This is a genomic window from Lysinimonas soli (assembly GCF_042655435.1).
Taxonomy (GTDB): domain Bacteria; phylum Actinomycetota; class Actinomycetes; order Actinomycetales; family Microbacteriaceae; genus Lysinimonas; species Lysinimonas soli.
Map to the genome: position 1 here is coordinate 1,299,044 of NZ_JBHSMG010000001.1, position 24,956 is coordinate 1,323,999.

A 24,956-nucleotide genomic window follows, 5' to 3' on the forward strand; every position below is an offset into this window, starting at 1 on the left:
GCGATCGACCCTACCGCGCGGGCGACGACGGACTCGACGAGATGTCGCCTTCTGCCTCGAGGTTCATCGCCGCTCGCCGTGCGGTGCGGCGTAGCTCCTGCTCGATCGGATCGGGAACCGGCAGCGACGCGAGCAGGCGACGGGTGTACGCGTCCTTCGGGGAGCCCAGTACCTGCGCGGTCGGCCCCTGCTCGGCGACGGCGCCCTGATGCAGCACGACGACGCGATGCGCGAGCTGATCGACGACGGCCAGATCGTGGGTGATGAACAGCGTCGCGAATCCGAATTGCCCCTGCAGCTCGGCGAACAGTTCGAGCACGCGCGCCTGCACCGAGACGTCGAGCGCGCTCGTCGGCTCGTCGGCGATCAGCAATCTCGGGTTGAGAGCGAGCGCCCTCGCCAGCGACGCCCGCTGGCGCTGACCGCCGCTGAGTTCGTGCGGATAGCGGTCGCCGAACGCCTTGGGCAGCTGCACCGCCTCGAGCAGCTCGTCGACGCGATCGCGGGCCGCGGCGGGGCTCTCGGCGATGCCGTGAACGACGAGCGGCTCGGCGACGCACTGCGCGATCGTGAGCAGGGGGTTGAAGCTCGTGCCGGGATCCTGGAACACGAAACCGAGCTCGCGGCGCAGCGGCCGGAAGCTGCGCTCGCGCATGCCGCGCATCTCGGCGCCGAGCACCCGGAGCGAGCCGTCGGACACCCTGGTGAGCCCCGCGATCGCCCGTCCGATGGTCGTCTTGCCCGATCCGCTCTCCCCCACGAGCCCGAGCACTTCGCCCGCCGAGATCGTGAAGTCGACCCCCGCCACCGCCCGGAAGCCGGGCCGGCCGAATCGGCCCGGATACTCGATCACGAGGCCCTCGGCACTGACCACCGGCGGTTCGTCCGTCGCAGCGACCTGGGCCCGGTCGACGATCTCGAGCCGCGGCACCGCCGCCAGCAGCCGCCGCGTGTACTCGTGCTTCGGCGCCGCGAACAGCTCGCGCGACGGCGCCGTCTCGACGATCCGCCCGGCGAGCACGACGGCGACCCGGTCCGAGAGGTCGGCGACGACCCCCATGTTGTGGGTGATGAGCACGATCGCGGTGCCGGTCTCGTCGCGCAGCTGACGCAGCAGGTCGAGGATCTCGGCCTGCACCGTCACGTCGAGCGCGGTCGTCGGCTCGTCGGCCACGATGACCGACGGCGACAGGGCGAGCGCCATCGCGATGATGATGCGCTGCTTCTGCCCGCCCGAGAACTGATGCGGGTAGTCGTCGACCCGCCGCGAGGGATTCGGGATGCCGACGCGCGCCAGCATCTCGATCGCCCGGGCGCGGGCGGCCCGCCGCGTGTACTTGCCGTGGGCCCGGAGCCCCTCGGCCAGCTGCCAGCCGACCGTGTAGACCGGGTTCAGGGCCGACGACGGCTCCTGGAAGATCATCGCGACCTCGGTGCCGCGCAGCTCGCGCAGCCGTGCCTCGTCGACGGTCACGATGTCGTGGTCGCCGAGCAGCACGACGCCGTCGACCCGCGCCGTCTCGGGCAGCAGGCCCAGGATCGACCGGGCCGTCACCGTCTTGCCGCTGCCGGACTCGCCCACGATCGCCAGCACCTCGCCGGCGCGCACGTCGAGGCTCACGTTCTTGACCGCCGCGACATCCCCGCCGTCGGTCGCGAAGGTCACGTCGAGGTTCTGGATGCGCACGGCCAGATCGCCGTCCGCCGCGTGCCGAGTGGGCCGAGTCGTCATGGCAGCTCCACCGCGGCTTCCGAGACGGGCTCGCTCGCCGCCATGGCGTCGGCCGGGGTCTGTGCCGCGGCACGCCGCCGGGTGCGCAGGCGCGGGTCCGCCAGGTCGTTGAGGCTCTCGCCGACCAGGGTCACGCCGAGCACGACGAGCACGATCGCGAGGCCCGGGAAGACGGACGTCCACCAGATGCCGCTCGTGACATCCGACACCGCCTTGTTGAGGTCGTAGCCCCATTCGGCTGCCGAGGTCGGCTCGATGCCGAAGCCGAGGAAGCCCAGGCCCGCCAGTGTCAGGATCGCCTCGGAGCTGTTGAGCGTGAGGATCAGCGGCAGGGTGCGGGTCGAGTTGCGCAGCACGTGGCGGAACATGATGCGCGGCGTGCTCGCGCCGATCACCTTGGCCGACTCCACGAAGGCCTCGGACTTGATGCGGATGGTCTCGGATCGGATCACGCGGAAGTACTGCGGGATGAACACGGCCGTGATCGAGATCGCCGCCGCGAGCACGCCGCCCCACAGACTCGATTGCCCCCCGCTGATCACGATGGCAGCCACGATCGCCAGCAGCAGGCTCGGGAAGGCGTAGACGGCATCCGCGATCACGACGAGCACCCGATCGAGCCAGCCGCCGAGGTATCCGGAGAGCAGCCCGAGGAAGACCCCGACGAAGAACGACAGCAGGATCGCGACGACGATCACCAGGAACGCCGTCTGGGTGCCCCAGATCACGCGCGACAGCACGTCGTACCCGCCCGAGGTCGTGCCGAGCAGGTGGGCGGCGCTCGGCGGATTCTGCGCGCCGAACAGACCGTGAACGTCGCGCAGCTGGTTGAACCGGTACGGCGAGATGACGGGGGCCAGCGCGGCGACCAGCAGGAAGAAGCCCGTGATGACGAGACCCGTGACGAGCATCCCGCGCTGCAGGCCGATGGACTGACGGAACTGGTGGACGACCGGGATCCGGTACCAGAGGGTGCGCAGCCGGCGCGGAGACGACTCGGACATCAGTACCTCACCCGCGGGTCGATGAGCGCGGCGACGATGTCGACGATGAAGTTGGTCAGGGCGACGATGACGGCGAGCAGGGCGACGATGCCCTGCACGGCGACGAAGTCGCGCTTCGACAGGTAGTACGCGAGCTCGAAGCCGAGCCCCTTCCACTCGAAGGTGGTCTCGGTGAGCACGGCGCCGCCGAGCAGCATGGCGATCTGCAGGCCGATGACGGTCACGATCGGGATGAGCGCGGGTTTGAGAGCGTGCTTGCTCACGAGCCGGATTTCGCGCACCCCGCGCGAGCGGGCGGCGTCGACGTAGTCGCGCGACAGGGTGCCGATGACGTTGGTCCGCACCAGCCGGAGGAAGATGCCTGCGGTCAGCAGGCCGAGCGCGATGCCGGGCAGCACGGCGTGGCTCAGCACGTCGCCGATGATCTGCGGGTCGCCGCTGCGCAGCGCATCGATCAGGTAGATGCCGGTGCGGCCCGGCATCGACGAGAAGAAGATCTCCGAGCGGGTGGATGCCCGGCCGGCGACCGGCAGGATGTCCAGTTGTACCGCGAAGACCAGCTTGAGCAGCAGGCCGGCGAAGAAGACGGGGGTCGCGTAGGCGAGGATCGCGAAGATGCGCAGCACGGCATCCGGCCAGCGATCACGGTAGTAGGCCGCGACCTGACCGAGCGGGATTCCGATCAGGAACGCCACGATCAGGGCGTAGAACGCGAGCTCGAGGGTCGCCCCGCCGTGGGTGAGCAGGATCTGCGAGATCGGCTGACCGTCGGTGATCGAGGTGCCGAAGTTGCCCGTGAAGATCTGGCCCAGGTACTCGAAGTACTGCACGATGATCGGCCGGTCGAAGCCCGCGTGATGGATGCGCTCGGCCAGCTGGTCGGGCGGGAGCTTGCCGCCCAGCGCGATCGTGATCGGGTCGCCCGTGAGGCGCATCAGCACGAAGACCATGCTCACGAGGATGAAGATGGTCGGGAAGATCAGCAGGAATCGGATGAGCAGGTAGCGCCACAGGGTGCTGCCGCCTCGCCCACCTCGTCGGCTGCCGGTCCCGGGCGCGCCCGCGACGGGCGGCTCGACCATGGGAGCGGCGACGGTGCTCATGGATTCCTTGCGATGACGGGGCGGTGGCGAGTGAACGGGGCGGCCGACGACGGCCGACCACCCCGTTCACTGTAATTCAGGCTCGGATCAGCCCTTGACGAGCGTGCCGAAGCGGAACTTGAACGCCCCGTCGAGCGTGGTGCCCGAGATGTCCGTTCCGGTGACCGCCACCTGCGACCCCTGAAGCAGGGGAAGGGTCGGCAGGTCCGCCGCCACCTTGGCCTGGATGTCCTCGATCAGCGCCTTGCGAGCGGCCGGGTCCGACTCGGTCGCCTGCTTCTTGATCTGGTCGATGACCGCCTGGTTGCTGTAGTGGTTGACCAGGAAGCTGTCCGCCCCGAAGAACGGCGTCAGGTAGTCATCCGCGTCGGCGTAGTCCGGGAACCAGCCGAGCTGGTACTCGGGGTACACATCGGCCGTACGGTCCTTGGAGTACTGGGTGTACTCGGTGGACTGCAGGGTCACCGTGAACAGGCCGCCGGCCTCGAGCTGGCTCTTCACGAGCGCGTACTCGTCGGTCGACGACTCGCCGTAGTGGTCGGTGTTGTACTGCAACTTCAGGGCGACCGGAGTCGTGATCCCCGCATCGGTCAGCGCCTTCTTGGCCTTCGCCGCGTCGGGGCCGCCCTTGCCGTTGCCGTACATGCTCTTGAGCACCGTGGTGGCGCCGGTCAGGCCGTCCGGGACGAAGGAGTACAGCGGGGTGTAGGTGTTCTTGTACACCTGGCTCGCGATCTCGGAGCGGTCGATCAGATCGGCCGCCGCCTGGCGCACCGCGAGGGCCTTCTTGGCATCCGCACCCGGCTGGGTGGCGCCGTAGGGCATCGTGTTGAAGTTGAACACGATGTAGCGCATCTCGCCGCCCGGACCGTGCACGACCTTGACCTTCTTGTCGCTGCTCAGCGACTGCACGTCGGTGGCCGACAGGCTGCGGTACGCCACGTCGATGTTGCCCTCCTGCACGTCGAGCTTCAGGTTCGACGCGTCCGTGTAGTACTTCTGCGTGATGCTGCTGGTCTTGGCCGCGCCGAGCAGACCTGCGTAGTTCGGGTTCGCCTTGAAGGTGATCAGGTTGTTGAAGTCGTAGCTGTCGATCTTGTACTGACCGTCGAACGCCTCACCCTTGACGATGTCCTTGTCGGGGGTGACCTTGTCGGCAGAGAAGACCTGCTCGTCGACGATGGCGCCGGCACTCGTGCTGAGCACCTGCGGGAAGACCTGGTCGTTGCCCGCCTTCAGGTGGAAGACCACGGTGGTGTCGTTCGGCGCGTCGGTGCTGGCGAGGTTCGCGAGCAGGTACGAAGGGCCGTTGGGGTCGTTGATCTTGAGCTGACGGTCGAAGCTGAACTTCACGTCGGACGCGGTCAGCTTGTCACCGTTGGCGAACTTGAGTCCGGACTTGAGGGTGACCGTGTACTCGGTCGGGCTCGTGAACTCGGCCTTGGAGGCCAGGTCCGGCTGCACCTCGGAGGTGCCGGGCTTCGAGTTCATGAGGTTCGCGAAGACCTGCGTCTGCACGGTCAGCGAGCCGTTGTCGAACGAGCCGGCAGGGTCGAGGAAGGTCACCTTGTCGGTCGTTCCGACGACGATGCTGTTGCTCGAGCCCCCGCTGCTGGTGCCGCCGCCGCTCGCGCAGCCGGCGAGCACGAGGGCTGCTGCTGCGGTGCCGGCGACGGCGACGACGCGCCATCCCTTGTTGGACACGGATGTCATCCGTCCACCTCTTCCTGTTGTCAAGCACTGTGTTGTGCCTGGTGGGCGCGAAAAAAGAACGCCCACCCGTTCCCCGTCAGTCCTAACACAGGCCATGGGAGCGTTCCACCCGAGGGCGCCCGTCATGACGCATGTTTACGTCATCGAAATGTTCGGCGCGTGATTCCTGCGCGGATCGCCACTCGGCGCAACGGAATGCGCACTTCACGAGGATCTGGTGCGTCGGGCGTTTCAGGACCGAGCGGCGGCACGGGGGTAGCGCGGGCGGGCGCGTCGTATGCGCGAGGCGGGGTACGCGGGGCGGCGTGTACGCGCGGAGCCGCGTGCACAGATCAGGTGTGACGGAGCGGCGCGCCGGGCGCCGGTCCTGATCCGGGGACGGGGCTCGGCGTGTCTCCTGATCCCGGCGCCGGGGTGGGCCGGGGCGGCCGGGCCGGGCCGGGCACGAGGGTGGGGCTGCGGAGGGGCGGGGCCGGGCGGGTGGGGCTGCGGAGGGGCGGGAGCTACTCGTTGCGGATGCGGCGGCGCTCGATCTCGAGAGCGGCCTCCTCACGGCGGAGCAGCTCCCACCGGTCGAGGTCGCCCGAGGCCTTGGCGCGCTGCATCGCGCCCAGTACCTCGGCCTTGCGCCGCAGCAGGTCGCGGTCGATCAGATCGGCGACGACCCGCTCGCAGTAGACGCCGACGCGATCCGGGCGCTCCGGGATCGGCGCCACGCCGAGCTGGGTCACGAGCGTTCCGAAGCCGCCGGGCACCTGATCCGCGACCCGCTGCAGCCAGTCCGCCGAGCTCGCCTGGTCGATGCTCGCGGCCACGCCGTCCCGGATCACGGCGAGCGTCGGATTCGAGAAGTTCACCTGCATGGCGCGCGACATCAGTTCGTGCCCGACGGAATCCGGATGCTGCAGCATCGCCATCAGCGCGTCGCGTTCCCCGCGCGTGGCCGGGTCGGTGGGCAGGTCCGTGATCCTCGCCTCCCGGCTCGCCGCGCTCGAAGAGGCGTCGTCGGAGGGGCCGCCCGAGCCGCCGGAGGCGCTCGAGGCTCCCGCGCCACGGGCCGCGCCCGGAGCACGGCCCCACGTGTCGCGCGGCGCCGCGCGCACATCAGCCCCGCGCCCGTCGGCTGCACGCCCCTCCCCCGCCCGCGGAGGATCAGCCCGGGTGCCCTCGGAACGCGCGGGCGTCCGAGCCGCCGCCGACCGCGCCGACGCCACGGCGCGGGCCACCTCGTCGGGCTCGAGCCCCAGCCACCCCGCGAGGCTGCGCACGTAGCCGACGTTCATCGCGCGGTCGCGGATGCCGGCCACGATCGGCGCCGACGCCCGCAGCGCAGCGACCCGGCCCTCGACCGTCTCGAGATCGCGCCCGGCGAGCTGGCGGCGGATCATGAACTCGAACATCGGCTTGCGCGAGGCGATGAGGCGTCGCACGGCGTCGTCGCCCCGCAGCTTGCGCAGGTCGCAGGGGTCGAGGTTGTCGGGGCCGACGGCCACGAAGGTCTGGGCGGCGAAGCGCTGCTCCTCGGCGAAGGCCTTGCTCGCGGCATTCTGCCCGGCCTCGTCGGGGTCGAAGGTGAAGATGACCTCGCCGGTTCCAGTCGAGTCGCTGTTGGCGACATCCCCGAGCACCCGGCGGATCACCTTGATGTGCTCGACCCCGAAGGCCGTGCCGCAGGTGGCGACCGCGGTCGTGACGCCCGCGAGGTGGCAGGCCATGACATCCGTGTAGCCCTCGACCACGACGACCTGCTTGCCCTTCGCGATGTCGCGGCGGGCGAGGTCGAGCCCGTAGAGCACCTGGCTCTTGTGGTAGATCGGGGTGTCGGGCGTGTTGAGGTATTTGGGGCCCTTGTCCTGGTCGTCGGGCAGCAGCTTGCGGGCCCCGAATCCGACGGTCTGGCCCGTGATGTCGCGGATCGGCCAGATCAGCCGACCGCGGAACCGGTCGTAGCTGTTGCCGCGATCACCCGTGCTGAGCAGGCCGGCCGTCACGAGTTCGGCTTCGGTGAAGCCCTGGCCGGTGAGCGCGGTGCGCAGCGCGTCGAACGATTTCGGGGCGAAGCCAACACCGAAGTGCGCAGCCGCCGCGGCGTCGAATCCGCGCTCACCGAGGAAGTCGCGGCCCAGCTGCGCCTCGGGCGTGGCGAGCTGCGCCTGGAAGAACGACTCGGCGGCGGCATTGGCCGCGAGAAGGCGCGCCCGGTTTCCGTGCTCGGTCGCCTGCCCCCCGTCTTCGTAGTGCAGTTCGTAGCCCAGCCGGGCCGCCATGCGCTCGACGGCCTCCGAGAAGCTGACGTGATCCATGCGCTGCAGGAAGCTGAACACGTCGCCGCCCTCGCCGCAGCCGAAGCAGTGGTACGCGCCGACCTGCGGCCGCACGTGGAAGCTGGGGCTGCGCTCCTCGTGGAATGGGCAGAGCCCCTTCAGCGACCCCGAGCCGGCGCTCTTGAGGGTCACGTAGTCGCCGATCACGTCGGCGATGTTGATGCGCGCCTTGACCTCGTCGATATCGCTCTTGCGAATGAGGCCGGGCATGCCTTGATTGTAGGAGCGGCCGGCGATGCCGGCTGGCCGTCCCCACGCGCCCGCTAGCTGAGGTACCGCTCGTGCCAGGCGATGGCCGACACGTCGGTGAGCGAGGCGACCTGATCGACGACGACCCGACGCCGTGCCGCATCGTCGGATGCCGCCGCCCAGTCCGCCTGGAACCCCAGGTCGAGATGGGCAGGGCCGGTCGCCCAGAGATGGTCGGCGAGCTCGGTCAGGATGCCGCGCTGGCGCGCGTAGATCGGCTTGCGCGCGTTCGTCGACATCACGTTCGCCGCGACGATGCCCTTGAGCACGGCGATCTCGGCCTGGGTCTCGGCGGGCACCACCACATCGGCGGCGAAACGGGTGAGCGAGCCGTGCGGATGCCCCGCCCGCGTCGCGCGCACGGCGTCGCCCGCGAATCGGCCGATCAGCTGGCTGGTCAGGTTCTTGAGGCGGGCCAGGTCGCGGCGGCTGCCGTCCCAGCTGTCGAGCCAGACGTCCAGCCGATCGAGCCGGTCGAAGGCCGCGACCAGTTCGTCGTGCGGGATCTCGCCGCCGATCCAGACGAACATGCTCTCGACGAGGGCCTCATGGTCGACCCGCGCGCTCAACGCCGGCACGTCGAGGTAGCCGTTGACGATCGCATCCTCGAAGTCGTGCACCGAGTAGGCGATGTCGTCGCTCAGATCCATCACCTGGGCCTCGACACAACGGACCCGGGCCGGCGCATCCGCGCGCAGCCACTCGAAGGCGGCGGTGTCATCCGCGTAGAAGCCGAATTTGCTGCGCCCGCTGGGGTCGGGGATGCCGTCGGACTCGGGCCAGGGGTACTTGCAGCTGGCATCGAGGCTCGCACGCGTGAGGTTGAGCCCGTAGCTGCGACCGGGGATGCCGCCGACATCGGGCCCGAACACTTTCGGCTCGAGGCGGGTGAGCAGCCGCAGGGTCTGCGCGTTGCCCTCGAATCCGCCGATCTCGCGCGCCCAGTCGTTGAGGGCCCGCTCGCCGTTGTGCCCGAACGGCGGGTGGCCGAGGTCGTGCGCGAGGCAGGCCGTGTCGACGACATCCGGATCGAGCCCCAGGTTCACGGCCAGCTCGCGGCCGATCTGCGCGACCTCGAGCGAGTGGGTGAGCCGGTTGCGGGCGAAGTCGAGCCCCGCGGACGGGCTCAGCACCTGGGTCTTGACCGCGAGGCGGCGCAGCGCGCTCGAGTGCAGCACACGGCCGCGATCGCGGGCGAAGTCGCTGCGGCGGGAGGAGTGCTCCTCGGGGAGCCAGCGCTCGGCATCCGTCTCGGAGTACCCGGGCGAGTCAGCCACCGCTGTGGTGCAATTCGGCTTCGGCGACCTCGGCGCGGTGCGTCTCGTTCAACTCGCGGCTGTCGAGCCAGCCGTAGGGCAGCGTCGGCTGCTTGGGCGTGCCCGCCCGGCCGCGCTGACCCTCGGCGTCGGCGCCCGGATAGGGCTGCGCACCGTCGAGTTGGCCCAGCAGCTCGTCGATCTCGGCCAGGCTGCTGCTCGTCGCGAGCGCGGCGCGGATCTCGCCGCCGACCGCGTAGCCCTTGAAGTACCAGGCGACGTGCTTGCGGATGTCGCGGCAGGCCCGTCCCTCGTCGTCGAAGAACTCGATCAGCAGCTCGGCATGCCGCCGGAACGCCGCCGCGACCTCGCCCAGGCTGGGCTCGGCCTTGAGCGTCTCGCCGCGGAACGCCGCCGCCAGGTCTCCGAAGAGCCACGGACGCCCCAGACAGCCGCGGCCCACCACGACGCCGTCGCAGCCGGTCTCGTCGACCATGCGCAGGGCATCCGCGGCGCTCCAGATGTCGCCGTTGCCGAGCACGGGCACGCTCGTGATCGTGTTCTTGAGCTTCTCGATCGCCGACCAGTCGGCGGTGCCGGAGTAGAACTCGGCCGCCGTGCGCGCGTGCAGGGCGATGCTCGAGACCCCGGCTCCCTCGGCGATCCGGCCCGCCTCGAGGTAGGTGAGGTGGTCGGAGTCGATGCCCTTGCGCATCTTGATCGTGAGCGGCAGCGGCCCGGCCGCCTGCACGGCGCCCTCGACGATGTCGCGGAACAGATCGAGCTTCCACGGCAGGGCCGCTCCCCCACCCTTGCGGGTGACCTTCGGCACCGGGCAGCCGAAGTTCAGATCGATGTGGTCGGCACGGTCTTCGGCGACCAGCATCGTGACGGCCTCCGCCACGGTCTTCGGGTCGACGCCGTAGAGCTGGATGCTGCGCGTCGTCTCGGACTCGTGATGCGTGATCAGGCGCAGGCTCTCGGGGGTGCGCTCGACGAGGGCCCGGCTGGTGATCATCTCGCTGACGTAGAGCCCGGCGCCGTATTCGCGGCACAGCCGGCGGAACGCGGTGTTGGTGATGCCCGCCATCGGCGCCAGCACGACCGGCACGTCGAGCGCGAGCGGCCCGATCATGAGGGGCGCGGCGGGCGCGGTTAGGGTGGACATCTCTCGATTCTCCCAGAAAGGCGGGCGGCCATGCCGACGGGACGCGAACGGGTGGCCGCGGACGCCGCGGCACGCGGCATCGACCTCGAGTTCGTGGAGCGCACCGCCGCCCGGTCTCTGGAGGAGGCGGCCGAGATCCTCGGCATCCGGCCTGCGGACATCGTGAAGTCCCTCGTGGTGAAACGTCACGACGGCAGCTTCCTGTTCGCCGAGGTCCCGGGCGACCGGCAGATCTCCTGGGCGAAGCTGCGCGCGGTCGTCGGGGTCAACAAGCTGCAGCTGCCCGAGGCGTCCCTCGCCCTGGAGGCGACCGGATACGAGCGCGGCACGATCACCCCGCTCGGCTCGACGACCGCCTGGCCGGTCTACGTCGACGAGCGGATCGCGGGTCGACGCGTCTCGATGGGAGCCGGCGAGCACGGACTGAGTGCCTTCGTGGACGCCGATCGCCTGATCGCCGGGCTCGGCGCCACGGTCGCCGACATCAGCGACGAGCTGCCGCCGCGTTAGACCCGGTCGTCGTCGACGCGGCGGTTCATGACCGCCTGCTCGTGGTGGGCCGGGATCGCGCAGAAGTCTCCGTCGCAGGCCGCCGCTGTCGGATCTCCGATCAGCTGCAGGGCGGGAGCCGCCGGCACCGCCTCGACCACCGGGATCGACGCCGTCATCGCCTCGCTCATGCCACGGACTCCCTCTCGTCGCGCACCTGTGCGAGCACGCTAGCGAAGGTCGCGGCGTCCTGAGCCCCCGACACCCCGTACTTGCCGTCGATCACGAAGAACGGGACGCCCTGGATGCCGTACTCGACGGCCAGCGCCTGATCGGCGCGCACCGCGGCCAGGTGCTCCTGCGCGGTCAACGAGCGCACGACATCGTCGCGGTCGAAGCCCAGCTCGGCCGCGAGATCCGCCAGCTGGTCGATACGGCCGAGGTGCCGGCCCTCCTCGAAGTACGCGGCCAACAGCCGCTCCTTCATCTCGAGCTGGCGCCCGTGCGCCTTGGCGTAGTGGATCAGCTGGTGGCCGAGCACGGTGTTGGTGTGCTGCAGGGCGTCGTAGTCGTAGTGCAGACCGACCGTCTCGGCGATGCCGGTGACCCGCTCCAGCATCCCGTCGACCTGATCGGCCGGAAAGCCCCGTCCGACGAGGTAGTCCTGCTCGCTGCCGTCGAAGTCGACGGGGGTGTCGGGCGAGAGTTCGTAGGAGTGGTACTCCACCTCGACCTCGCCGCCGAACTCGGCGGCCCCCGCTTCGAACTTGCGCTTGCCGATGAAGCACCAGGGGCAGGCGATGTCGCTCCAGACGTCCACCTTGATGGGAGTACTCATGACAGAGACAACAGGGTGACGCGTCAGCTATTCCCGGCCAGCGGCTCGAGCACGATCCGGATGCCGCGGCGCCGTGCCATCCACTCGACGAGCAGCACGTAGATCGCCATCGTGACGATCGTGACCAGGAGCGACAGGAGGTCGCCCGCGCCGCCCGTGTTGCGCGTGGTGCCGGTAATGCTCGACGCCAGGGTGAGGAAGGCGATCGTGTTGTTGGCCGCGTGCAGCGCGATGCCGGCCTCGATGCCGCCCGTGCGCCAGGTGAGGTAGCCCGCCACCAGGGCGAAGACGAAGACATCGACGGTCGCCCAGCCGATGTACTGGGTGTGCGCGGCGGCGAACAGCACCGCGGCGAGCGGGATCGTGATCAGGACCGGACGGATCCACGAGCCGAACATCTGCAGCACGAGGCCGCGAAACGCGAACTCCTCGGCCGCCGCCTGGATCGGGGTCAGCACGACCACGATCAGAGCGCAGAGCAGGAAGGAGCCGAGGGGAACGGTCGGGGCCACGAGGACTCCCCCGCCCTCCAGCAGCGGGAGGAGGAAGAGTCCGACGCCATTGGCGATCAGCGTGATCAGGAGCGCCGGAACCAGGCACAGCGCCATCCAGCCCCAGCGCAAACGGAAGGCCACCGAGCGCAGCACCGACAGCGGCCTCAGACCGACGATCCGGTAGGCAAGCAGTACGGCCGGGAGCAACGTCGCCACCCCGCCAAGCCCGACGATGAGCGAGAGCGGGTTGCCCGCATCGATCAACAGGAAGCGCGTGACATCCGCGATCAGGTGCTGCGGCGTGTCGGTGCGCAGTCCGCCGCGCAGCAGTTCGAGGATGACGCCCGCCCCGGCGAACACCACTTGGAACGCGATCCACAGGAACGCGGCCGCGACGAAAGCGACCAGCGGCTTCCACCACCGGTACCCCGGCAGGGCATGCAGCAGCCGCGGATAGCGGAGCGGGGGCAGGGCCCCGGCCGCCGTCACGATCCGAGCAGCCGCTCGGCCAGGTACCCGGTGAGCCGGTCGAGCGACACCCGCTCCTGCGACATGGTGTCGCGTTCGCGCACGGTGACCGCCCGGTCGTCGAGGGTGTCGAAGTCGACGGTCACCGCGAACGGCGTGCCGATCTCGTCCTGACGGCGGTAGCGACGGCCGATCGCGCCGGCGTCGTCGAACTCGATCATCCAGTGCTTGCGCAGCTCGGCGGCCAGCTCCTTCGCGACGGGCGACAGCTGTTCGTTGCGCGACAGCGGCAGCACGGCGACCTTGATCGGAGCGAGCCTGCGGTCGAGACGCAGCACGGTGCGCTTGTCGACGCCGCCCTTGGTGTTGGGTGCCTCGTCCTCGGCGTAGGCGTCGACCAGGAAGGCCATCAGCGCGCGGGTCAAACCGAACGCCGGCTCGATCACGTAGGGGATCCAGCGCTCGTTCTTGGTCTGATCGAAGTACGACAGGTCGACACCGGACTTCTCGGAGTGGGTCCTGAGGTCGAAATCGGTGCGGTTCGCGACGCCCATCAGCTCGCCCCACTCGCTTCCCGCGAAGCGGAAGCGGTATTCGAGGTCGATCGTGCGCTTCGAATAGTGCGAGAGCTTCTCTTTCGGGTGCTCGTAGCGGCGGATGTTCTGCGGGTCGATGCCGTGACCGACGTAGAACTCCTCGCTGGCGTCGATCCAGTAGTCGAACCAGGTCTCGTCGGTTCCGGGCTCGACGAAGAACTCCATCTCCATCTGCTCGAACTCGCGGGTGCGGAAGATGAAGTTGCCGGGCGTGATCTCGTTGCGGAAGCTCTTGCCGATCTGGGCGATGCCGAACGGCGGCTTCATGCGGGCACTCGAGAGCACGTTGGCGAAGTTGACGAAGATGCCCTGCGCGGTCTCGGGGCGCAGGTAGGCGAGGCCGTCCTCGTCGTCCACCGCACCGAGGAAGGTCTTGAGCAGGCCGGAGAAGTTGCGCGGCTCCGTCCAGGCGCCGGGCTGGCCGGTATCGGGGTCGCGGATGTCGGCGAGGCCGTTCACCGGCGGATGCCCGTGCTTCTCCTCGTAGGCCTCCAGCAGATGGTCGGCCCGGTAGCGCTTGTGGGTGTGCAGCGACTCGATCAGAGGGTCCGAGAACACCTCGACGTGACCGGATGCCTCCCAGACCTGGCGGGGAAGGATGATCGAGGAGTCGATGCCGACGATGTCGTCGCGCCCCTGCACCATGAACTTCCACCACTCGCGCTTGATGTTCTCTTTCAGCGCGGCGCCGAGCGGGCCGTAGTCCCAGGCCGAGCGGGATCCCCCGTAGATCTCCCCCGACTGGTAGACGAAGCCACGGCGCTTCGCGAGGGAGATGATCGAATCGAGCGGATTGGGCGTGGCCACGAGGTGAACTCCAGGGGTCAGCCGCGCTGGCTGCGCGGTCGCGATGTGCGTGATCAGCCTATCGACGATCTGCGACCGGCCCCGCCGCGCTCAGGAGCGCAGCGCCTGCACCACCCGGACGACGTCGCTGGGGTCGTTCCAGAGGTGGAACGACGCGCGCAGACGCCCCGCGCGGCCGGAGACGCGGACGCCGGCGTCGATCAGCTTCCTGAGGTCGTGACCCGAGGCATCCGGCCAGGTGACGATCGCCTGATGCTGCAACGGAATGCCGAGCGCCTCGCACAACTGGTCGCCCAGTCCCGAGGTGAGATCCCAGACCTCCGCCAGGTCGAGACCGGCGAACAGGCCGATGGACTGCTCGGCGCCGATCCAGGCCTGCCAGGCCGGCGAGACGTCGAACCGCCGCGCGTCGCGGGCGAGCGCCATCGCCGGGCCGTAGACGCTCGACCACACGTCGTCACCCGCGTACCAGCCCGCCTGCAGCGGGGTCAGCAGCGGATCGATCCGCTCGCTCACCGTCAGGAAGGCGACCCCGCGCGGCGCGCACAGCCACTTGTAGCTGTGGCACACCGTGATGTCGAAGAGCGCCGCATCGACCGGATGCACCCCCGCCGCCTGGGTGAAGTCGCAGAAGGTCATCGTGCCGGTGCGGGCCGCGGCCGCGCGGATCCCCTCGACATCGGCGATCACCCCGGTCGCGGACTGCACGAACGAGAAGACGACCAGCCAGGTGTCGTCGGCGATCGAGTCGGCCAGCGCCTCGAGGGGAACCGAGCGCACCCGGATGCCGGGCCGCTGCAGGAACGGGAACTCGATCGACGAGAAGTCGCCGTCCGCCACGAGCACCTCGGCCCCGTCGGGAACGGCCGCCGCGACCAGGGAGGTGAGCACGGAGGTCTGCGACCCCTGCGCGACGCGCGACTCGGGAACCCCGACCAGCCGGGCGTAGTGCCCGCGGGTGCGGGCGATCACGGGGTCGTAGCCCTGCGGGTCGCGCTGGGCGGCGGCCCAGGCGTCCAGGTCGGCGCGGAGAGCATCGACGGCATCCCGGGGCGGGATGCCGATCGAAGCGACCGCGAGGTAGCCGCGCGGATCGCCGAACTGGGTGATCGCGGCGGCGAGGGAGTCGGACGTCATCCCCCGATGATGGTCGGCGGCGGCAGCGGCCACAAGAGACCACCCGGCGGTTCGTGGCCGTCGCCTCAGTGGGCCAGCAACGCGTCGATGGCCTCGCGCACGCCTCGCACCGCCTGATCGGCATCCGCCCGCGTGCTGTCGTAGCCGAGCGTGAACCGCACGGCGGTCTGAGCGAGTTCGGCGGAAACACCGGTCGCGAGCAGCACGTGCGAAGGCTCGTCGCTGCCCGCCGCGCAGGCCGAGCCGCTCGAGCAGACGATCCCGTGCGCCTCGAGACGCAGCAGCACCGCCTCGCCGCTGGTGCCGGGAAACACGAACGAGGCCGAGTTGGGCAGTCGTCGCGCGCGCGGTCCGGTCAGGCGGGCGGTCGGCACGTCCGCGAGGATGCCGTCGATGAGGGCGTCGCGCACCGCCTCGACGGCGGCCGCCTCTGGCCGGGACGCCGCCGCGAGCCGCATCGCCACCGCCAGGCCGACGATCGCCGCGACGTTCTCGGTGCCCGACCGGCGTCCGCGCTCCTGCCCGCCACCGTGCAGCAGGGGCTCGAGCGGGGTGCCGGACCGGAGCGCGAGCACGCCGATCCCCTTCGGCGCCCCCAGCTTGTGTCCCGCGACCGAGAGCGCGTCGACCCCGAGCCGGCGAAGACCCACCTCGAGCCAGCCCGCGGACTGCACCGCGTCGGTGTGGAACGGGACGCCCTGCGCCCGCGCGAGGGCGGCCAGCTCGGCGACCGGCTGGATCGTGCCGATCTCGTTGTTGGCGTGCGCGATGCTCACCAGGGTCGTGTCGGGGGTCAGCAGCCGCGCGAGGGCGGCCGCATCGACGAGTCCCTCGCGGTCGACCGGGACCTCGACGATCGTGAACCCGTGCAGGCGGCGCAGATAGTCGCAGCTCTCGAGCACCGCCTCGTGCTCGATCGCCGTCGTGAGGATGCGGCGCCCGCGCGGCTGTGCCAGAGCGATGCCCTTGACGGCGAGGTTGTCGGCCTCCGTTCCGCCCGAGGTGAAGATCAGCTCCGAGGCGCGGCAGTCGAGCTGCGCCGCGATCGTCTCGCGGGCCGCCGCCAGCGCCCGGGCCGCCTGCTCCCCCAGCTCGTGGTGGCTGCTCGGGTTGCCGAACTCGCCGGTGAGGTACGGCCACATCGCCTCGAGCACCTCGCGGCGAACCGGGCCGGTCGCAGCATGGTCGAGGTAGATCACGCAACGACCTCGACATCCAGACCCAGGTCGAGTGCGCGGACCCCGTGGGTGAGCGCGCCGACCGAGATCAGGTCGACGCCGGTGCGGGCGATCGCGGCGACCGTGTCGAGTGAGACGCCGCCACTGGCCTCGATCAGGGCTCGGCCGGCGACGATCGCGACCCCCTCGCGCAGCTCGTCGACGGTGAAGTTGTCGAGCATGATCGTGTCGACGCCCGCGGCGACCACCGTCTCGATCTGGTCCAGGCGATCGACCTCGACCTCGAGGTGCGTGGTGTGCCCGATGCGGGTGCGCGCCTCGCGGATCGCGTCGCCGAGCTCGCGACCCGAGGCGGCGAGCACCGCCAGGTGGTTGTCCTTGGCGAGCACGGCATCCGAGAGCGAGAAGCGGTGGTTGTGTCCGCCGCCGTCGCGCACCGCCTGGCGTTCGAGCGCACGCAGCCCCGGGGTGGTCTTGCGGGTGTCGACGATGCGCGCCCCGGTGCCGGCCGCCTCGGCGACGAAGCGGGCGGTCAGGGTGGCGATTCCCGACATCCGCTGGATGAGGTTGAGACCGATCCGCTCGGCCCGCAACACAGAGCGGGCCGACCCGTCGACGCGGGCGAGCGCGTCGCCGGGCTCGAACCGCTCGCCGTCGTACGCGAGCAGCTCGACGCTCGTGCCGGGGTCGACGAGTTCGAACACCCGCGCGAAGACCCGGATGCCGCTGAGCACTCCCGCTTCGCGCGCGGCGAGACCGGCCACGGCCCTGGCCGACTCGGGAAGGAAGACCTCCGAGGTCACGTCGCCCCACGGCGCGTCTTCGGCGAGCGCGCGGAGGATCACCTCATCGACGGGGTTCATCGGACCACCTCCAGGGTGTCGGCCGCGAACGCGGCGCTGGTCTCGGGGAAGTCGGACCGGTGATGCGCGCCGCGCGACTCCTCACGCACGAGGGCCGCGGCGGTCATGAGCCGGGCGAGGTCGAGCAGATTGCGGTTCTCGAGCTCGCGCACCGTGCGCGGTTCCTGGTCGCGGGCGGTGTCGCCCCGGCTCCACTCGTCCAGGCGCGATGCCGCCGCCTCGAGACCGGCCGCATCCCGCTCGAGTCCGACCTGGCGCCACATCAGCTCCTGCAGCTGCGAGCGGCTCAGGCGAAGGCTCGACGGCAGTTCTCCTGCCGGCCGCTGCGGCTCGGCGCGGGGCACCGGCGAACCGTCCGCGTCGAGCGCCTCCGCCGCGCGCCAGGCGAAGACGAGCGACTCGAGCAACGAGTTCGACGCCAGCCGATTCGCGCCGTGCACACCCGTGTGGGCTGCCTCGCCGACCGCGTACAGGCCCGGGATCGAGCTGCGCCCGTCGATGTCGGTGTGGATGCCGCCCATCCAGTAGTGGGCGGCGGGCGTCACCGGAACGGGCTCGCTCGCCCAGTCGATCCCGTGCTCGCGGCACACCGCCGTGATGCCGGGGAAGCGCTCCTCCAGCCGGGTGCGGCCGAGCATCCGGGCGTCGAGGAGGGCGGGGCGGCCGCCCTGGGCGGCCATCGTGGCCGCGATCGCCCGCGCGACGATGTCGCGGGGGGCGAGTTCGGCATCCGGATGCACCTCGAGCATGAAGCGGCGCCCGCTCTCGTCGAGCAGCACGGCGCCCTCGCCGCGCACGGCCTCCGAGACCAGCGGGTCGCCGGGAACCGCGAGCGAGGTCGGGTGGAACTGGTAGAACTCGAGGTCGGCCAGCACGGCGCCGGCGCGCGCGGCCGCGGCGATGCCGTCGCCGGTGGTCACCCCGGGGTTGGTGGTGTGCCGGTAGAGCTGACCGGCTCCGCCCGTGGCCAGCACGACCGCGTCCCCGAGCAGGCGCAGCGGCCGTCCGTCGGGCGCGATCGCGTCGATCCCGATGACCCGCTGCCCGGCATCGAGCACGAGATCGCGCAGGAAGGTGTGCTCGTGTACCTCGATGGCGAGCCCGGCGACCGCGCGCAGCAGGGCGAGCTCGATGGCGAGGCCCGTCGCATCGCCGCCCGCGTGCAGCACGCGACGTCGCGAGTGCGCCGCCTCGTGACCGCGGGCGAGTTCGCCGTCGATCCGGTCGAACTCGACGCCGAGCGCGATCAGCTCGCGGATGCGGCGCGGACCCTCGCTGCACAGCACCTCGACCGCGACCGGATCGCACAGCCCGGCCCCGGCGCGGAGCGTGTCGGCGACATGCGCGGCGACGCTGTCGTCGGGGAACATCGCCGCGGCGATCCCGCCCTGCGCGTAGCGGGTGTTGCTCTCGGCGAGCTCGGCCTTGGTGACCAGCATGACCTCGTGGCCGCCGCGCGTCATCGCGCGGTAGGCGGTGACGAGGCCCGCGATGCCGGTACCGACGACGACGATGCGCGCCATCTCAGGCTCCGTGCGGCGCTGCGGGTGCCGGCACCGACCCGGCGGGTCGCGAGGCGAGCATGCGCTCGAGGGCGACGCGCGCGTCGGCGGCCACCGCATCCGGAACCTCGATCACGTTGTGCGTCTCGCCGTTCACCAGGCCCTCGAGCACCCAGGCCAGGTACCCGGGGTGGATGCGGTACATCGTCGAGCACGGGCAGACCACCGGATCGAGGCAGAAGATCTCGTGCTGCGGGAACTCGGCCGCGAGCCGGTTGACCATGTTGACCTCGGTGCCGATCGCGAAGGTCGTCGGCTCGGTCGCGGCGGCGACCGCCCGGCGGATGTAGTCGGTCGAGCCGGCCTCGTCGGCCGCGTCGACGACCGCCATCGGGCACTCCGGATGCACGATCACCCGCACACCCGGGTGCTCGGCGCGCGCCCGCTCGACCTGCTCGACCGTGAAGCGCTTGTGCACCGAGCAGAAGCCGTGCCACAGCACGACCCTCGCGTCGAGCAGCTGCTCGGCGGTGTTGCCGCCGAGCGGGCCGCGTGGGTTCCACATCGGCATGCGCTCCAGCGGCACGCCCATCTTCTTGGCGGTGTTGCGGCCGAGGTGCTGATCCGGGAAGAACAGCACCCGCTGCCCGCGCTCGAAGGCCCACTCGAGCACCGTCTCGGCGTTCGAGCTGGTGCAGACGATTCCGCCGTGCCGGCCGCAGAACGCCTTGAGAGCGGCCGAGCTGTTCATGTAGGTGACGGGGATGATCGGGGCGCGGCCCTCGGCATCCGGCTCGGTGCCGTAGAGGGCTTCGAGCTGCTCCCAGCACTCCTCGACCGAGTCGCTGTCGGCCATGTCGGCCATCGAGCAGCCCGCGGCCAGGTTGGGCAGGATCACCCGCTGGTGCTGCTGCGCCAGGATGTCGGCCGTCTCGGCCATGAAGTGCACCCCGCAGAACACGATGGTCTCGGCGTTCGGCACGGTCTGGGCCGCGTTCGCGAGTTGGAACGAGTCGCCGAGGAAGTCGGCATGCTGCACGATCTCGTCGCGCTGGTAGAAGTGGCCGAGGATCACGACGCGGTCGCCGAGGGCGGCCTTCGCGGCGCGGATCCGCTCGTGCAGCTCCTCGGTGGTGGCCCGCTGGTACTCGGCGGGCAGGCCGCCCTGGCGAGGCGCACCCGCCGGGATGACGTCGCCCATCGACGAGCCGGGGCCGTAGCCCGGGACGGTGTCGAAGCTCCACGGCTGCTTCGCGAGCTCGGGGGTGCACGCGGCGGCGGGGGCCGCCTGGATGGTCAGGGCGATCGAGGGCATGTCAGCCTCCCAGGGGGCCGTTGTCGGCCAGTCGGATGGTGGTGTCGTAGCGGTACAGACGGGGTGGGCGGTGGCGTCCGCCCGAGACGACCTCGTCGGTCGCGACGACGGTCGCGGAAGACTCGATCTGCCGGCGGAAGTTGGCCGGATCCAGGGTGCGCTGGAGCACGATCTCGTGCACCCGGCGCAGCTCGGCGAGCGTGAACGTCTCGCCGAGGAAGGCGTGGGCGATGCGCGAGTACTCCATCTTGTTGCGCAGGCGCCAGAGCGCGTACTCGACGATCCGGTTGTGGTCGAAGGCGAGGTCGGGCAGCTCGTCGGCCGCGAACCAGCGCACGTTCTCGCCCTCAGCGGCCTGATCGGCGAGCTCGGATCGCACGAGGGCCCAGTAGACGACGCTCACCACGCGACCGCTCCAGGCCCGATCGACGTCGCCGAAGGCGTAGAGCTGCTCGAGGTAGGCCGGGGCGAGCTGGGTGGTCTCGTAGAGCTTGCGCGCCGCGGTGTCGGCGAGGCTCTCGTCGTCGTCGGCGACGCCACCGGGCAACGACCATCTCCCCGCGAAGGGATCGCGCGTGCGGCGCACGAGCGGGATCGACAGGATGCTGGGCTCATCCGGCCGCGACGAATCGGGCCGCAGCGCGAAGATCACGGTCGAGACCGCGAGGCCGATCGGCATCCGAATCCACATCCTCAGTAAAGGTCATTGTGACCAGAACAGAGTCTATCACTTCGGGTCGTGGCGACTCAAACCCGGGTGGGACCGTGTCTCGCCCGTCGCGCCGGGTCGCGGCTCGCGAGCCGCGCACCGGCCGGTGGCTCCCTGCGCCGGCCGTTCAGGAAGAACCCCGAAATCCGGGCCCACACCCCCCACCGCCCATGGATGTCCCTGAACCGCCTGCACCCGCGCGCCCCGAGTTAAGAATCAGTCGATCCGGGCCCCAGCGGCGCCTGCCCGCGACCGCGGGTCGCCCGTCAGACGGACGGGGCGTCGACCGCGCCGCCGAACCGCCGCGTCCGTGACGCGTACAGCTCGATCGCATGCCAGAGTTCCTGCCGCGAGAAGTCCGGCCAGAGGGTGTCGAGGAACACCATCTCGGCATACGCGCTCTGCCAGAGCTGGAAGTTGCTCGTGCGCTGCTCGCCCGAACTGCGCACGAACAGGTCGACATCGGGCACGTCCGGGATGTACAGGTGCTTCTGGATGGTGCGCTCGCTGATGCCGGACGGCTTCAGCCTCCCCGACCGCACCTCCTCGGCGATCGCGCGCACGGCATCCGTGATCTCGTTGCGGCCCCCGTAGTTGACGCACATCGTGAGCGTGAGGGTCGAGTTGTGCGCGGTGAGCCGCTCCGCGAACTGCAGCTCGTCGATGACCGAACGCCACAGCCGCGGTCGGCGTCCCGCCCAGCGCACCCGCACCCCCCAGTCGTTGAGCTGGTCGCGGCGGCGGTGCAGCACATCGCGGTTGAAGCCCATCAGGAACCGCACCTCGTCGGGGCTGCGCGACCAGTTCTCGGTCGAGAAGGCGTAGACGCTGAGGTGCTTGACGCCGATCTGGATCGCGCCGGCCACGACATCCAGCAAGGCCGCCTCCCCGGCGCGGTGGCCTTCGATGCGCGTGAGGCCCTGGCGGTTGGCCCAGCGGCCGTTGCCATCCATGACGATCGCCACGTGGCCGGGAACCGCCGCGGCGGGCAGCTTCGGCGGATAGAGCCCGGTCCAGTCGACGGGCTTGAAGTCGACGGCGTCCTTGTGGGTCTTCGGAACCGGCGTCACGCGATGGTCCGATCCTGGTGTTCCAGCGAGCGCAGCCCCCGCTCGAGGTGGAACTGGGTATACGCGGCGACGACCCCGCTGGCCTGCGCCTTCGCGCGCTCGTCGGCGGCCTCGGCGGCGGACCACTCCCCCGCCAGCAGCGCGGCGAGCAGGCCCAGGGTCTCGGCATCCAGTCGAGGTGCTCCGTGCGGCGCGACCTCGTCGCTGACGACACCGCCGAGCTGCACGACGAACGCGGTGTGCGGCCCCGGCGCCCCCGTCACGGCGCAGTCGACGAAGCTCGGCGCCCATCCGGCGATGGACAGCGCCCGCAGCAGGTAGGAATCGAGCGTCAGCCCGGGCGAATGCTCCGCCTTGGCCAGGGAGCGCAGCGCCCCCACGAGCAGCAGGTAGTGCTGCGGGGTCACCTCGTGGTCGCTGAGCCGGTCGGCGGTCTCGACCATCGCGTTGGCCGCGGTGAAGCTCGGGTAGTCGGCCACGATGTCCGCCCCGTAGGAGCCCAGGGACTCGGCCTGCTGCACGATGTCGAGCGAACGCCCGATGTAGAACTGCGCGTCGACCACCATGAACGGCTCGAGCCGGGCGCCGAAGCGCGAGCCGGTGCGCCGCACGCCCTTGGCGACCGCGCGGATCTTGCCGTGCTGCTTGCTCAGCATCGTGACGATGCGGTCGGCTTCGCCCAGCTTGTGGGTGCGCAGCACGACGGCTTCGTCGCGGTAGGTGGGCATGCGCCCATTCTCCCAGGCGCTCGTCCTCCGCAGCTGGAAGGCGTGCCAGACTCACACCGTGGCGGACTTCGTGTGGCGTGGAATCGAGATCGACTCGCTCGAGCGATTGCATGTGGAGGAAGGGCCGACCGTGCGGGCGCAGTCCGTGATCGACTCGGCCCGGGGCCGATTCAGCTACGAGCTGGTGTGCGACCGCGACTGGACCTTCCGCCGGCTGCGTCTCGAGGCGGCGACCGGCGAGCGCGCGCTCGAGGTGGAGTCCGACGGCAAAGGCGAGTGGACGGTCGACGGCGAGTGGCGATCCGATCTCGACGAGTGCATCGACGTCGACCTCTCGGGCACACCGTTCACCAACTCGCTGCCGATCCGCCGGCTCGATCTCGCGATCGGCGAGGAGGCCGACCTCGTCATGGCGTACATCGACTTCGAGGACCTGACGGTGCTGCCCGACGCGCAGCGCTACACCCGGCTCGACGAGGACCTGTACCGCTACGAGTCGCTCGACTCCGACTTCAGCCGCGACATCACGGTCGACCTCGCGGGCTTCGTCGTCGAGTACCCGGGGCTGTTCGAGCGGCTGTGAGCGATCGCTCATGACACCGAGGAGGTCCATCGGATGACGGTGCTCGTCACAGGAGGGACCGGCGGCCTCGGCCGACCGACCACAACCCTGCTGCGCTCCGCCGGGCACGAAGTGCGCGTGCTCAGCCGACGCCCCGGAGAAGGGCGCGCGACCGGCGACCTGTCGACCGGATCCGGGCTCGCCGATGCGCTGACCGGCGTCGACACGGTGCTCCATCTCGCGACGACCGGCAGGTCCGATGCGGCGCAGACCACACATCTCCTCGACGCCGCGAAGCCGGCCGGTGTCGCTCACCTCATCTACATCTCGATCGTCGGCGTCGACGAGGTGCCGCTCGGCTACTACCGCGACAAGCTCGCCTGCGAGCGACTGATCGAAGCATCGGGCATCCCGTTCACGATCCTGCGAGCGACGCAGTTCCACGACTTCGTCGCCGCCGTGTTCCGTCCGCAGCGACACCTCCCCGTGCTGATCTCGCTCGACGTGCTCGATCAGCCGATCGCCGTCGACGAGGTCGCCGAGCGCCTCACCGAACTCGCGGCGAGTCGCCCGGCCGGCCGGGTCGCCGACATCGGCGGGCCGGAGACGCGTCCCGTGCGCGAGTTCGCCGAGATCTGGCAGCGCGCCCACGGCACCCACCGACCGATCTGGAACCTCCCCGTACCCGGCGGGATGGGCAGGGCGATGCGCCGCGGCGACCACACGACCGCGCTCCCCGGATTCGGTCGGCAGACGTTCGCCCAGTACGCTGCGGCCGACGCCGCGCGCCTCGATGTCGCGGATGCTCGCCGCGGCTCTCCCGGTGGTACGGACGAGCCATGAGCGCCATCGTCAGCATCCCCCTCTGGGCCAACCTGCTCGCCGTCGGGATCGGGAGCCTGCAGGGCGCCCTGTTCGCCGCCCAGTTCCGCGACAGGCGGCTCGACCTGCTCGGCGTCGCGATCATCGGGGTCGCGACCGGTTTCGGGGGCGGCATCCTGCGCGACATCCTGTTGAGTGAGATCCCGCAGGCCCTGCTGAGCAACTGGTACCTGCCGGTCGCGACCGCGTCCGCCCTGATCGGGATGCTGCTGCAGCGGATCCTCACCCGCATCCACGCGCTCATCACCGCACTCGACGCCCTCACGATCGGGCTGTTCGGCGCGATCGGGACGACCACCGCGCTGGCCCTCGGGCTCCCGGCGATCCCCGCCGTCTTCGTGGGCGCCGTCTCGGCGGTCGGGGGCTCGATCCTGCGCGACCTGCTGCTCAACGTGCCGATCGCGCTCATGCAGGTCGGATCGCTCTACGCCGTCGCTGCGCTCGTGGGCGCCGCGAGCCTGGTCGCCCTCGTGGCGGCCGGTGCGGCGCCGTGGGTCGGCGCCGTCGTCTGCGTCGTGCTGACCTTCACGGTGCGGGTGCTCGCGGTGCTGTTCCACTGGACGCTGCCCGAGCAGCGGCCCCTGCGGCGCGGGGTGCGAGGCGCGACTCGGGATGGCGCGGCCGGTCGCGGCGCGGCCGGCGACATGGACAGTGGCGCGACCGGCGGCGACAACCGGGACGCCTAGGACCCGTACGAGCGGCGCGCGGCAGGCCGCGCCGCGGCGCGAGACACAGGTCTCGGCGCCGCAGCGCGACCGCGAAGTCGACG

General features: G+C 70.5%; 23 protein-coding genes. 4 read left to right on the top strand and 19 right to left on the bottom strand.

Going from position 1 to position 24,956, the window contains the following annotated elements; all coding sequences use genetic code 11:
- Window positions 1-10: 10 nt before the first annotated feature.
- From ACFPJ4_RS06205 to dusB, 7 genes are all read right to left on the bottom strand, one after another.
- The gene (locus tag ACFPJ4_RS06205; protein WP_386739475.1) at window positions 11-1,732 is read right to left on the bottom strand and encodes an ABC transporter ATP-binding protein; all 1,722 of its coding nucleotides are present in this window, start codon (window positions 1,730-1,732) and stop codon (window positions 11-13) included.
- The gene (locus tag ACFPJ4_RS06210) at window positions 1,729-2,736 is read right to left on the bottom strand and encodes an ABC transporter permease (RefSeq protein WP_386739477.1); all 1,008 of its coding nucleotides are present in this window, start codon (window positions 2,734-2,736) and stop codon (window positions 1,729-1,731) included. Before ACFPJ4_RS06210 ends, ACFPJ4_RS06205 begins: the two co-directional genes overlap by 4 nt.
- A complete protein-coding gene (locus tag ACFPJ4_RS06215; RefSeq protein ID WP_386739479.1) occupies window positions 2,736-3,839 on the bottom strand; it encodes an ABC transporter permease in 1,104 nt (367 codons plus the stop codon). Before ACFPJ4_RS06215 ends, ACFPJ4_RS06210 begins: the two co-directional genes overlap by 1 nt.
- A gap of 87 nt (window positions 3,840-3,926) precedes the next feature.
- Window positions 3,927-5,552, bottom strand: coding sequence for an ABC transporter substrate-binding protein (locus ACFPJ4_RS06220; protein ID WP_386739481.1), 1,626 nt, complete (start codon window positions 5,550-5,552; stop codon window positions 3,927-3,929).
- A 503-nt stretch (window positions 5,553-6,055) separates the two neighbouring features.
- A complete protein-coding gene (gene dnaG, locus ACFPJ4_RS06225) occupies window positions 6,056-8,086 on the bottom strand; it encodes a DNA primase (protein ID WP_386739483.1) in 2,031 nt (676 codons plus the stop codon).
- Window positions 8,087-8,139: 53 nt separating this feature from the next.
- Window positions 8,140-9,402 carry a deoxyguanosinetriphosphate triphosphohydrolase gene (locus tag ACFPJ4_RS06230; protein WP_386739485.1) on the bottom strand — a complete coding sequence of 421 codons (1,263 nt, stop codon included), beginning with the start codon at window positions 9,400-9,402 and terminating at the stop codon, window positions 8,140-8,142.
- Window positions 9,395-10,549 carry a tRNA dihydrouridine synthase DusB gene (dusB, locus tag ACFPJ4_RS06235; RefSeq protein ID WP_386739487.1) on the bottom strand — a complete coding sequence of 385 codons (1,155 nt, stop codon included), beginning with the start codon at window positions 10,547-10,549 and terminating at the stop codon, window positions 9,395-9,397. The genes ACFPJ4_RS06230 and dusB overlap by 8 nt, the downstream gene beginning before the upstream one ends.
- Before the next feature lie 30 nt (window positions 10,550-10,579).
- Between dusB and ACFPJ4_RS06240 the strand changes: the two genes are divergently transcribed.
- Window positions 10,580-11,059 carry an aminoacyl-tRNA deacylase gene (locus ACFPJ4_RS06240; RefSeq protein WP_386739489.1) on the top strand — a complete coding sequence of 160 codons (480 nt, stop codon included), beginning with the start codon at window positions 10,580-10,582 and terminating at the stop codon, window positions 11,057-11,059.
- Here ACFPJ4_RS06240 and ACFPJ4_RS06245 read toward each other — a convergent pair.
- The 12 genes from ACFPJ4_RS06245 to recO form a co-directional block, all read right to left on the bottom strand.
- On the bottom strand, window positions 11,056-11,229 hold the full coding sequence (locus ACFPJ4_RS06245; protein WP_386739491.1) for a hypothetical protein: 174 nt from the start codon (window positions 11,227-11,229) through the stop codon (window positions 11,056-11,058). The genes ACFPJ4_RS06240 and ACFPJ4_RS06245 overlap by 4 nt on opposite strands.
- The gene (locus tag ACFPJ4_RS06250) at window positions 11,226-11,876 is read right to left on the bottom strand and encodes a DsbA family oxidoreductase (RefSeq protein WP_386739493.1); all 651 of its coding nucleotides are present in this window, start codon (window positions 11,874-11,876) and stop codon (window positions 11,226-11,228) included. The genes ACFPJ4_RS06245 and ACFPJ4_RS06250 overlap by 4 nt, the downstream gene beginning before the upstream one ends.
- A 23-nt stretch (window positions 11,877-11,899) precedes the next feature.
- Complete coding sequence (locus ACFPJ4_RS06255; protein WP_386739495.1) at window positions 11,900-12,859, bottom strand: CPBP family intramembrane glutamic endopeptidase; 960 nt, start codon at window positions 12,857-12,859, stop codon at window positions 11,900-11,902.
- Window positions 12,856-14,241 carry a glycine--tRNA ligase gene (locus ACFPJ4_RS06260; RefSeq protein ID WP_386739497.1) on the bottom strand — a complete coding sequence of 462 codons (1,386 nt, stop codon included), beginning with the start codon at window positions 14,239-14,241 and terminating at the stop codon, window positions 12,856-12,858. Before ACFPJ4_RS06260 ends, ACFPJ4_RS06255 begins: the two co-directional genes overlap by 4 nt.
- Before the next feature lie 90 nt (window positions 14,242-14,331).
- Window positions 14,332-15,378 (bottom strand): aminotransferase class V-fold PLP-dependent enzyme, encoded by a 1,047-nt coding sequence (locus tag ACFPJ4_RS06265; protein ID WP_386739499.1) that lies wholly within the window; start codon window positions 15,376-15,378, stop codon window positions 14,332-14,334.
- A gap of 65 nt (window positions 15,379-15,443) precedes the next feature.
- On the bottom strand, window positions 15,444-16,577 hold the full coding sequence (locus ACFPJ4_RS06270; RefSeq protein ID WP_386739501.1) for a cysteine desulfurase family protein: 1,134 nt from the start codon (window positions 16,575-16,577) through the stop codon (window positions 15,444-15,446).
- On the bottom strand, window positions 16,574-17,419 hold the full coding sequence (gene nadC / locus ACFPJ4_RS06275; protein WP_386739503.1) for a carboxylating nicotinate-nucleotide diphosphorylase: 846 nt from the start codon (window positions 17,417-17,419) through the stop codon (window positions 16,574-16,576). Before nadC ends, ACFPJ4_RS06270 begins: the two co-directional genes overlap by 4 nt.
- Complete coding sequence (nadB, locus tag ACFPJ4_RS06280; protein ID WP_386739505.1) at window positions 17,416-18,942, bottom strand: L-aspartate oxidase; 1,527 nt, start codon at window positions 18,940-18,942, stop codon at window positions 17,416-17,418. The genes nadC and nadB overlap by 4 nt, the downstream gene beginning before the upstream one ends.
- A 1-nt stretch (window position 18,943) precedes the next feature.
- Window positions 18,944-20,236, bottom strand: coding sequence for a quinolinate synthase NadA (gene nadA, locus ACFPJ4_RS06285; protein ID WP_386739507.1), 1,293 nt, complete (start codon window positions 20,234-20,236; stop codon window positions 18,944-18,946).
- A 1-nt stretch (window position 20,237) separates the two neighbouring features.
- Complete coding sequence (locus ACFPJ4_RS06290; RefSeq protein WP_386739509.1) at window positions 20,238-20,915, bottom strand: NUDIX hydrolase; 678 nt, start codon at window positions 20,913-20,915, stop codon at window positions 20,238-20,240.
- 296 nt (window positions 20,916-21,211) lie between these two features.
- Entirely contained in the window at window positions 21,212-22,015 is an 804-nt protein-coding gene (locus tag ACFPJ4_RS06295) for an isoprenyl transferase (RefSeq protein WP_386739511.1), read from the bottom strand.
- A complete protein-coding gene (gene recO, locus ACFPJ4_RS06300; RefSeq protein ID WP_386739513.1) occupies window positions 22,012-22,743 on the bottom strand; it encodes a DNA repair protein RecO in 732 nt (243 codons plus the stop codon). The genes ACFPJ4_RS06295 and recO overlap by 4 nt, the downstream gene beginning before the upstream one ends.
- A gap of 58 nt (window positions 22,744-22,801) precedes the next feature.
- On the opposite strand from recO, the gene ACFPJ4_RS06305 reads away from it, so the two are divergent.
- From ACFPJ4_RS06305 to ACFPJ4_RS06315, 3 genes are read left to right on the top strand one after another with little or no spacing between them, the layout of a single operon-like run.
- On the top strand, window positions 22,802-23,326 hold the full coding sequence (locus tag ACFPJ4_RS06305) for a putative glycolipid-binding domain-containing protein (RefSeq protein ID WP_386739515.1): 525 nt from the start codon (window positions 22,802-22,804) through the stop codon (window positions 23,324-23,326).
- Between the two features lie 33 nt (window positions 23,327-23,359).
- Window positions 23,360-24,148, top strand: a complete 789-nt coding sequence (locus tag ACFPJ4_RS06310) for an SDR family oxidoreductase (protein WP_386739517.1) — start codon at window positions 23,360-23,362, stop codon at window positions 24,146-24,148.
- On the top strand, window positions 24,145-24,873 hold the full coding sequence (locus tag ACFPJ4_RS06315) for a trimeric intracellular cation channel family protein (protein WP_386739518.1): 729 nt from the start codon (window positions 24,145-24,147) through the stop codon (window positions 24,871-24,873). Before ACFPJ4_RS06310 ends, ACFPJ4_RS06315 begins: the two co-directional genes overlap by 4 nt.
- The last annotated feature ends 83 nt before the right edge of the window (window positions 24,874-24,956 follow it).